This window comes from Neisseria sp. P0022.S010, from assembly GCF_051956635.1.
Genome location: NZ_JBQCXF010000127.1, coordinates 1 through 7763, shown reverse-complemented (window position 1 = coordinate 7763; position 7763 = coordinate 1). Strand labels below are relative to the sequence as shown.

General features: G+C 47.8%; 8 protein-coding genes. 6 read left to right on the top strand and 2 right to left on the bottom strand.

Going from position 1 to position 7763, the window contains the following annotated elements:
• From ACTHUT_RS11445 to ACTHUT_RS11435, 3 genes are all read left to right on the top strand, one after another.
• The coding region (locus tag ACTHUT_RS11445; protein WP_440418808.1) for a hypothetical protein at nt 1-573 on the top strand (573 nt) is incomplete at its 5' end.
• Between the two features lie 18 nt (nt 574-591).
• Nucleotides 592-1392 (top strand): hypothetical protein, encoded by an 801-nt coding sequence (locus ACTHUT_RS11440; protein WP_250599570.1) that lies wholly within the window; start codon nt 592-594, stop codon nt 1390-1392.
• Nucleotides 1376-1768, top strand: a complete 393-nt coding sequence (locus ACTHUT_RS11435; RefSeq protein WP_250599572.1) for a bacteriocin — start codon at nt 1376-1378, stop codon at nt 1766-1768. Before ACTHUT_RS11440 ends, ACTHUT_RS11435 begins: the two co-directional genes overlap by 17 nt.
• A gap of 61 nt (nt 1769-1829) precedes the next feature.
• Here ACTHUT_RS11435 and ACTHUT_RS11430 read toward each other — a convergent pair whose 3' ends face one another.
• Nucleotides 1830-2666: a PHP domain-containing protein gene (locus tag ACTHUT_RS11430; RefSeq protein WP_154953118.1), complete on the bottom strand. Its 837-nt coding sequence runs from the start codon at nt 2664-2666 to the stop codon at nt 1830-1832.
• Between the two features lie 65 nt (nt 2667-2731).
• Entirely contained in the window at nt 2732-5128 is a 2397-nt protein-coding gene (locus ACTHUT_RS11425; protein WP_250599574.1) for a penicillin-binding protein 1A, read from the bottom strand.
• A gap of 153 nt (nt 5129-5281) precedes the next feature.
• Between ACTHUT_RS11425 and pilM the strand changes: the two genes are divergently transcribed.
• Genes pilM through ACTHUT_RS11410 form a run of 3 tightly spaced genes read left to right on the top strand, consistent with a single transcriptional unit; the run spans nt 5282 to nt 7672 of the window.
• Nucleotides 5282-6373: a type IV pilus assembly protein PilM gene (gene pilM / locus ACTHUT_RS11420; RefSeq protein WP_167480340.1), complete on the top strand. Its 1092-nt coding sequence runs from the start codon at nt 5282-5284 to the stop codon at nt 6371-6373.
• Between the two features lie 4 nt (nt 6374-6377).
• Nucleotides 6378-7001, top strand: a complete 624-nt coding sequence (locus ACTHUT_RS11415; protein ID WP_049328903.1) for a PilN domain-containing protein — start codon at nt 6378-6380, stop codon at nt 6999-7001.
• Complete coding sequence (locus ACTHUT_RS11410; protein WP_250599576.1) at nt 7001-7672, top strand: type 4a pilus biogenesis protein PilO; 672 nt, start codon at nt 7001-7003, stop codon at nt 7670-7672. The genes ACTHUT_RS11415 and ACTHUT_RS11410 overlap by 1 nt, the downstream gene beginning before the upstream one ends.
• Nucleotides 7673-7763 lie beyond the last annotated feature (91 nt).

Below are 7763 nucleotides of genomic sequence, written 5' to 3'. Positions count from 1 at the left end.
GGCATGCCTAAAAAGGAGATTGATAGCATCATGCGGGATAATGTTATTATGCAAAAGACTCATATTTTTATCAATAAATGGGGGCTATCAAGTATTCGTGTCGATCATCATGTTCCAGCCACTTATACAACGAGAAAATTAAAAGGAGACATTGAATACCGTGAGATGGTATTTGGAAAAGATTATCTTACGGCTTCTGATTATGCCCATGAAATCGAGCATGGTATTTCTGATACTCTTTATAGAGTAGATCTTGATGATAAGAGAAATCCAACAAAAAACCTTACTGCAAATGAGTATGCCCGCCGTTTTTTGTATGAAGAAGGAAAAGCCGAATACAACCGTTTTCAGTTTGATTTGCGGAACAACCCAAAAGAAACCAAATACGGCTCAAATACAGAAGCAATCAAGGCGATGAACCAACAACAGGCTGTTGATTATTTTGCCCATAAAATGAAAACCCAAAACCCCAGCGGCGAGCCCGGCGATACTTATTGGACATTGGCGAAATCAATATTCCTTAAGAAAATCAATCCAAACCTGCTAAACGGTAAAACTCCGGCCGAAAAGTAAAAAATCCTGCAATCAGGAATGGATGAAGCAGCGCCTGACCATCCCAGCAGACTGTTTGGCGTAGGTGACGAGCGGGTTCGCTTTCAGAAAACCGATCCAAATATGCCGCTTAGTCTGATGCCGATGATGACACGTGGAAATCCTATGTTGATGGTGGTATTTGTACCTGCCAACAGCCGTTTGGCAGACGGTACGGTAACGACGGCTGCAAGAACAGCGTTATATTATTCTTCAGGCGGAAAGCAGGGGGCGATTGAATTCGGTATCGGTAGCGCGGGCAAGAGTGTCAGCTTCAACGATAATTTAGTAAATTACTCAAAAAGTGCGTATGCGGCACTGATTACTTCAGCCAGCAGGCTTTATTCCAATGCAGTGAACCGCTTGGCTGCTTTGGTCGAACAGCAAAAATCCGAACAGGCATCAGGAAAAGGCAAAGAAATTCATAATGAAAACGAAGCTTTGAAAGCTTTGCAGGATTTACTGAACAAAGCCAATATTTCACTTGATTTGCAGGGCGGAGTGGATAATCTTCAGCAGAATTTTGACCAAATTGCCCAAAATTACCATACTCCTCTTGCTATCGAGCTGTATGGAGAAGAGTTGCTCACGACTTCGGTGGAGGATGGAGTGAGTTTTGATATGGATAGCGACGGGATGGCCGAACAGACGGCTTGGCTCAAAAAAGGCAGCGGTTTTTTGGTTTGGGATAAAAATGGAGACGGCATGGTAAACGACGGAACGGAGATGTTTGGTAAGGCAACAGTTATGTCTGACGGCAAGCGCGCAGAAAACGGCGAAAGATTTGGACAGCGACAATAATAATATCATTAATCAATATGATGAATTGTGGGGTGAGCTAAGAATCTGGCATGACGAAAACAGTAACGGGAAAACGGAGGAAGGAGAGCTTTCTCTATTGTCCGACTGGGATATCCAGTCGATCTCTTTGGATTTTGCAGAAATCAATCTGAAAGATGAAGCCGATAATAAAATATTATTTGAATCAGAAGTGGTTTTGGAAAATGGGGAAAGGCGCAAGGTTGCCGATATTGATTTCCAAAACGACAAAGGAATTTACAATGAGTTGGCAGGTGAAATTTCAGCAGAGACAGCCGCTGATGTCGTGTATCCGACGGAAATTTCAACATCGGTTATACTGCCCGGAGAAAATACTGCATATATCCCGGCCGTATAAACACGTTATCAGATATGGCTTCCAAAGATATTTGGCAGGATAATCCTTTTGCGTGAGGCATTCAGACGGCCTTAAAGTGTTTCCAGACAGGACGGCATTGTTCTGGTAAGTCGGGACAGGCGCCGAGTATGCCGCCGCTGAAGTCGTTGGGGCGGTGGAAGTCGCTGCCTGCGCTGGCGAGAAAGTCGAAACGGTCGGCAAGCAAGGCATAGTTTAGGCGGTCGTTTTTACAGCAGTTGCCGCTGTGCACTTCAATCCCTGCGCCGCCGAGATTTTTAAATTCTTGAAACAGGTTTCGTTTGGCGGTGGCGGATAATTCATAGCGCATCGGGTGGGCGATAATGGCCATGCCACCCGCGCCTGTAATCGCGGCTACGCAGTCTTCCAGTGTGGCCCATTCGTGTCTGACGGAACAGGATTTTCCGTCTCCCAGATATTTGGTAAATGCCTGCTGTTTGTTTTTGACATGGCCTTCGCGGATGAGGAATTCGGCAATGTGGGTGCGGCTGGCCATTTCTTTATTGGCGGCCAATGCCAGCGCGCCTTCATACGCGCCTGTTATGCCTTTTTTCTCCAGTTTGGCCGCGATGGTTTCCAATCGTTTCAGACGGCCTTTGCGGACTTCGACAAGCAGGTTTTGCAGGGCTTCGTTGTGTTCGTCAAAGTCCAAGCCGACAACGTGGATGGTGCGGCCGCGCCAAGTGACGGATATCTCCACGCCGTTGACGAAGGGGAGGCCGAGGGTATCGGCTTCGGTGCGTGCTTCGGCAAGTCCGCCGGTATGGTCGTGGTCGGTCAGGGCGAGCAGGGTGCAACCGTTTTGACGGGCGAGTCGGACAACTTCGGTTGGGGACAACATGCCGTCTGAAACGGTCGAATGGCAGTGTAAATCAATCATGGTTTTGCTTTGAATTTTCTTAAAAAAGGCCGTCTGAACGTTTCAGACGGCCTTGCTTTAGAACATTAGAACAGAGAGTCCAGTTGTTGTCTGTTATTGTTGCCGGTATTGCTTGGCAGAACTGGGGTTTCGTCTGATTCTTCACGGGCTGGCGCAGTGTTGCTCTCGGCACTGCGGCGGTTTTCATTCGGAACAGCATGACGGGCAGGTTGAGCAGGACGCGGAGCAACGCCGCTGTTGTCCAAGGCCAGGTCGGAGCTGGTGGTCATGCGTTCGCGCATATACACTTCGCCGCCGTTTGTAACCACGCCTTCAGGTGCTTTCATCGGTTTGACGCTGGTGCCTTTCAGGGCGAAGCGCATGTATTCTACCCAAACCGGTACGGCGATTGTGCCACCGTAGCCTGCACTGCCCATGCTGCGCGGTTTGTCAAAGCCGATATAGACGGCAGTCACAACGCTAGGGGTGAAGCCGACAAACCATGCGTCTTTGTTGTCGTTGGTGGTACCGGTTTTACCGGCGATGTCGGAGCGGCCCAGTGCGGCTGCACCGCGCGCGGTACCGACACGGACAACGTCCTGCATGATTTTGTACATGATGTAGGCGTTGCGCGGGTCAATGGCTTGAGGTGCGTTTTCACCGGCCACTAACGGCTGCATTTGCGCTCTCAGACGGCCTTGGCTGTCGTAGATTTTGTCGATGACGTGGGCAGATACTTTGTAACCGCCGTTGGCAAAGACGCTGTAACCTTCTGCAATACGCAACGGAGTGGTTTCGCCTGTACCCAAAGCCATAGACAGGCTGGCAGGGATTTCAGACGGCTTGAAGCCGAAGCGTTGGATGTATTGTTGCGCGTAGCCGATGCCGATAGACATCAGGATGCGGATGGACACCATGTTTTTCGACGCGGTCAAAGCCTGACGCAGCGTGATGTAACCGGCATAGCGGCCGTCAGAGTTTTTCGGGTTCCATGCTTTACCGTTTGCACCTTTGCCAGGCAGGGAAATCGGCGCATCGTTAATCATGGTGGAGGCAGTCATGCCTTTTGCCAAAGCGGCGGAATAAACGAACGGTTTGAACGTCGAGCCGGGTTGGCGCATGGCTTGAGTTGCGCGGTTGAAGGTTTTGCTGTGGTAGTCGTAGCCGCCGACCAATGCACGGACTGCACCGGTTTTCGTGTCTAAAGACACCAATGCGCCTTGCAACAAAGGCTCTTGAACGACGGTAAAAGTATCGCCACTGCCTTTAACGCGAATGACGGAGCCGCGACGGATGCGGTCATCTCCCATTTTTTCGTTGTTGACGGCACGGGCGGCAAAGCCTAAAGCGTGGCTGTTCAGCGTGACTTTACGGCCGCTTGGCAACTGAATCTGTACACCTTTGCGTGAGGCTTCCAATACAACCGCAGGAATCATTTTATCGACGGTGTAAAGTGTAGAAAGATATTGGCTGACAGTTTCTTCTACGTTATCGCTTTTGCTCAGGTCGATGTAGTTTTCTGCACCGCGGTAGCTGCTGCCGCGGTCGAAATTGCGCAGAACTTTACGCAGGGCTTCGGTGGCGACGCGCTGGTGTGCGGTATCGACGGTGGTATATACCTTGAAGCCTTGTGTGTAGGCATCTTCTCCGTATTTTTCAAACAGCTCTTGACGCACCATCTCGGCAACATACAGGGCATTTTGGTCGATGTTTTGTACAAAACGCTCGTAATGCAACTCTTCTTTCAAAGCCTGATCGCGTTGCTGCAGGGTGATCATGCCTTCTTCCAGCATATTGTTCAGAATATAAGCCTGGCGCAGTTTGGCACGCTCAGGGTTTACAATCGGATTGTAGGCGGAAGGTGCTTTAGGCAAGCCGGCCAACATGGCGGCTTCGGCCAATGTTAAATCATTAACATTTTTATTGAAATAAGTTTGGGCGGCGGAGGCAAAACCATAAGCGCGTTGACCCAAATAGATTTGGTTGAAGTACAGCTCCAAAATCTTGTCTTTGCTTAAAGACTGCTCGATTTTGTAAGCCAGCAGGGCTTCGTTGAATTTACGGGTGAATGAACGCTCGCTGCTCAGGTAGAAGTTTTTGGCAACCTGTTGCGTAATCGTACTGGCACCGGATTGAACACCGCCGGCCATGACGTTGCCGATTGCGGCGCGCGCCACGCCCCAAACATCCACACCCCAGTGGTCGTAGAAGCGTTTGTCTTCGGCGGCAATCACGGCGTCTTTCAAAATTTTTGGGAAGTCGCCGATTTTGGTAAATTCACGCCGTTGTTCGCCGTAAACGCCAATGACTTGGCCGTCTGAAGAATAAATCGTCAGCGGCATTTTTGGTTTGTAGTGTTGTAAAGAGTCCAAAGACGGCAGTTTTGGATAGGTTACCAGAATTGCAATTGCAATCAGACCTACACCGAAAAGAGCCAGTCCTAATAAGAGACCCATACAGGTCGTTATAATCTTTTTAATCATGACTAAGTAATAATTTTGCCATTAATGGCGATAAATAAAGTAAAATGGGAAACGATTTCTATCAGCCACAGTCAATACTGTGTAAAGAATAAGAAGTCCTTTATGGATAACGAAACAGTTACTCACTCTTAAATGATACAGGGAAGTCAAATCATGCGCTTATTTAAAAGCACGAAAGATACCAAAACAGGCAAGGCTTCTAGCGGATTGAATAACCGCTCTGCCATCGGCGTCGACATCAGCCAACATGCCATTAAGATGGTACAACTGACAGGCCGTAGTTTAAACCAAATTCGGCTGGAGAAATACGTTATTACCAAATTGCCTAAAAATATTGTCAAAGGCAACAAAATTCAAGACTACGATCAGCTTGCCACTTACATCCAACATACTTACACACAATTACGCAGTTCTTGCAAAAATATTGTTGCGGCTATGCCACAAAATTTGGCGACAGTCGAGCAAATTATTTACAACCCGCGTGATACCGATTTGGGCTTGGAAGAGTTTGTCGAGGCGGAAGTCGGCCAATTTGCGCCTATTGAAGAAATGAACTACGACTTTCAAGCCGAAGAAGTCGGTTCGGGCCAGCATGTTTTAGCTGTTGCCGCTAAAAAAGACGATGTCGAACCGCGCATTGAAATGTTTGAAAATGCGGGCTTGCCTTTGTCCGCTTTGGATTTGGACTTACTGGCGCAACGCAATGCCTTCGTTTATTGGATGAATACGCATGCTCCCGAAATGGCAGAGGAAAAAGTTGCCGTGTTCGGCATTCATGCGACGCAAATGTATGCCCTGATTCTGCAAAACGGCCGCATTCTCTATAAACAAGAAACTCCGGTCAGCACAGAGCAGCTCAATCAGCTGATTCAGCGTACTTATCGGGTAACGGAAGAAAAAGCCGCTCAAATGATGGCTTCCCAAAACAAGCCTTCCGACTACCAGTCTCAGATTGCCGACCGTTTTAATGTGCAGGTTGCGCAAGAAGTTCAGCGGGTTTTGCAATTTTACTATACCACGCAGGCCACTGATTCTTTCGCCAATATCAAACACATCCTGCTGACCGGCTTTACCGCTCAGCAGGTAGGTTTGGCGGAAAGCATTTTCTCGCAAACCAATACGGCAACAGAATACCTGCATCCGATTTCATATGTGGAACGCAGTGCAAAAGTAGAATTGCCGCAGTTTCAAATTGATGCGCCGTCACTGACGTTGGCGTTTGGATTGGCATTAAGGGGACTTTGAGAACATGATCGAATTAACCAGAATCAACCTTCTTCCGTATCGGGAAGAGATTAAACAGCGCAAGCAGCAGCAATTCAAAGTATTGATGCTTGGCGCTTTTGCAGTGGGTTTGGGCTTGGCAGCTGCTACCTATCTCGGTATTGATAGCGCCATCAGCAATCAAGAAGGCCGCAACAACTTCCTGCAAACCGAAATCGACAGACTTGATAGAGAATTGGGCGAAATCGATAAACTTCAGCAAGAAAAAGAAGCCTTCTTGGCCAAGAAGCTGAAAGTGGAAGAGTTGCAGGAAAAACGCTATCAAGCAGCTTATATCCTTGATTCTTTGAATGCGCTTACGCCCGATAATACTTATTTGACTGCGTTGGAAGCAGAAAGCCCGACCAGCTATAAAATTAGCGGCCATGCCGTCAGCGACAATAAAATCGCCGTTATGATGCGCTCCCTGCCAAGTACAGGTATTTTCTTGCAGCCTGAATTGTTGAGCATCAAAAAAGTAGATAACTACCAAGAATTTACTTTGAAATCTTCAATCAACCAAGTGAATACGCCAGCTCCTGCACCGACTGCACAAAGCAGCAGTGAAATAGCCGAACCTGTGGCAGAACCTGCTCCGGAGGCTCAATAATGGCATATAAAAACCTGAAACAATTGGACGTACAAAACCTGTACCTGCTCAATATACCTTCAAAACTTTTGCTGGGAGGTTTGTTGATTGTCGGTATGTTGGCGTTGGGCTATGTCGGCGTATTTAAAGATCAGATTGAAACCTTGAATACGCAGGAAGCCAAAGAAGCAGAACTGAAGGAAACCTTTACGCGTAAAAGCATTCAGGCGGCAAGCTTGAACAATTTGAAGGCTGAATTGGCTTCTATCCGTTCTGCATTTGACGTTTTGTTGAAACAACTGCCGACCGATGCGGAAATTCCGAACCTGATTCAAGAGCTGCATCAGGCAGGTTCAACCAACGGACTGCGTTTGGACAGCGTTGCACCGCTCCAACCTGAAAACGATGGTCCGATTCAAAAACTGCCGTATCAGATTTCCATCACGGGCAAATACTCTCAAATCAGCCAATTTACCCGTGATGTAGGCGATTTGTCGCGCATTATTACGTTAGATTCTTTGAAACTCGTGAACGCAGGCGAGGACAAAGAAGGCAAAGGCAATAAAGGCGAGTTGACATTGAGTGCGATTGCGACGACTTACAAAGCCCGTCCGGCCGAAGAGATTGCTGCCGAATTGGCTGCGCAACAGGCACAAGAAGAAGGCAAACCTGCCGAGAATGAGCAAAAATAAAAGAATAGGGAAATCATGAAAAAAATCATCTTACTCTTAAGTCTTCTTCCCTTGGCAGCCTGTACGCAAAGCTATGAAGATTTGACTCAAT

Excerpts from the sequence above, each read along its gene's own strand:
- ACTHUT_RS11440 (WP_250599570.1), top strand. The coding sequence starts at position 592 with ATGGATGAAGCAGCGCCTGACCATCCCAGCAGACTGTTTGGCGTAGGT.
- ACTHUT_RS11430 (WP_154953118.1), bottom strand. The coding sequence starts at position 2,666 with ATGATTGATTTACACTGCCATTCGACCGTTTCAGACGGCATGTTGTCC.
- ACTHUT_RS11425 (WP_250599574.1), bottom strand. The coding sequence starts at position 5,128 with ATGATTAAAAAGATTATAACGACCTGTATGGGTCTCTTATTAGGACTG.
- pilM (WP_167480340.1), top strand. The coding sequence starts at position 5,282 with ATGCGCTTATTTAAAAGCACGAAAGATACCAAAACAGGCAAGGCTTCT.
- ACTHUT_RS11415 (WP_049328903.1), top strand. The coding sequence starts at position 6,378 with ATGATCGAATTAACCAGAATCAACCTTCTTCCGTATCGGGAAGAGATT.
- ACTHUT_RS11410 (WP_250599576.1), top strand. The coding sequence starts at position 7,001 with ATGGCATATAAAAACCTGAAACAATTGGACGTACAAAACCTGTACCTG.